Here is a 1,125-nt window from a genome sequence, read left to right on the forward strand (position 1 = left end):
ACCACCTCACGCCGTCTCCTCCATAGTGTCCGCTTGCGCTGCTTCGAGGACGTCCCCGAAGCGGAAGATGCGGTATCGGACCCCGTCGATGCCCTTCACGATTCCGAGCGGTGTCACCTGCTTGTGGGTCACCAAGTAGTCGATGCGGCGCTGAGTGATCGTCACGCCGAACTGTCGGGCGAGGTCGACGCAGCTGCGGGCGTTCAGCTTCTCCTCGTGAAGCTCGCCGATTCTCGGGTCGATCTTCGCCCGGAGCTTCGAGAACTCCTCCTCGCGTGGCGATCCCATCCGTGCCGCTCGCTTGGCCGCCTTCACCGCCTTCCCGATGCTGCGCGGTGCTTCGTGTGCGCCGGGGGTCAGCGCGAGGGGTTCGATGTGCGCTTTGAGCCAGCGGGCGTACGCGACCGCGGTATCCGCACCCTCGTAGTCGATGCCGCGGTAGTCGATGACCAACTGCACCCACAGGCCGAGTTCGTTGTGGAGGTCGTCGGCGGCGATGCGGGCGTCCTCGTTGTACGGCAACGGCTGCACACGCTCACCCGTCGTCACCCGAGGTTCGTAGCTAATGCGGGTGCGGGCGCCATTGGTGGTGAGCGCCGCAGCCAACGCCTCCACCACCTCCCCAACCTCACCGAGAAGGGTGATGAGGGCCTGCTGCTCGGCACGGGACAGGAACGTGTTGGTCATCGGGCTTCGCACCACCAGGAGTAGTCGGTCGACTCCGTTGCCGGGTTGTACTGCGACGACTCCCGGTACACGGTGCCGGGCCCGCAGTGCTGCGAGTTGTCCTCGTCGAATACGCCCGCCCAGATCGGGATGCAGATGACGAGGGCGAGCGCGAGGATCGAGCCGACGCCCACTGCGGAGCCTTGCTTCGGGTAGCCGTCCGCGAACAGCTCGAGCGTGAAGAATCCGCCGCCGAGGAGGATTCCGCAGATCGCGACGAACCACACGATCGCGCCGACGATGAAAAGGAACGTGCTCACTTCGCCTCCTGTGTCAGGTGTTTGCGGATTGCCCGGTTGGTGCGCCATTCGTCGAGCAGGACGGGGCGGATGTACACCCATCCGCAGGTGCAGCGGATGTCGTAATCGTCTGGGGTGATGCGGTGGGCCATTAGCGATC

Annotated in this window: 2 protein-coding genes; both read right to left on the bottom strand. The window is 65.2% G+C overall.

Features of this window, described 5'->3' with window-relative positions; all coding sequences use genetic code 11:
- Positions 1 to 6: 6 nt before the first annotated feature.
- Positions 7 to 687: a hypothetical protein gene (locus BR31_RS0125140; protein ID WP_027503356.1), complete on the bottom strand. Its 681-nt coding sequence runs from the start codon at positions 685 to 687 to the stop codon at positions 7 to 9.
- Positions 684 to 986, bottom strand: coding sequence for a hypothetical protein (locus tag BR31_RS0125145; RefSeq protein ID WP_027503357.1), 303 nt, complete (start codon positions 984 to 986; stop codon positions 684 to 686). Before BR31_RS0125145 ends, BR31_RS0125140 begins: the two co-directional genes overlap by 4 nt.
- Positions 987 to 1,125 lie beyond the last annotated feature (139 nt).

This window comes from Rhodococcus sp. UNC363MFTsu5.1, assembly GCF_000686785.1.
Lineage (GTDB): Bacteria > Actinomycetota > Actinomycetes > Mycobacteriales > Mycobacteriaceae > Rhodococcus_G > Rhodococcus_G maanshanensis.

Coding starts and splice junctions, on each gene's coding strand:
- BR31_RS0125140 (WP_027503356.1), bottom strand. CDS start 687: ATGACCAACACGTTCCTGTCCCGTGCCGAGCAGCAGGCCCTCATCACC.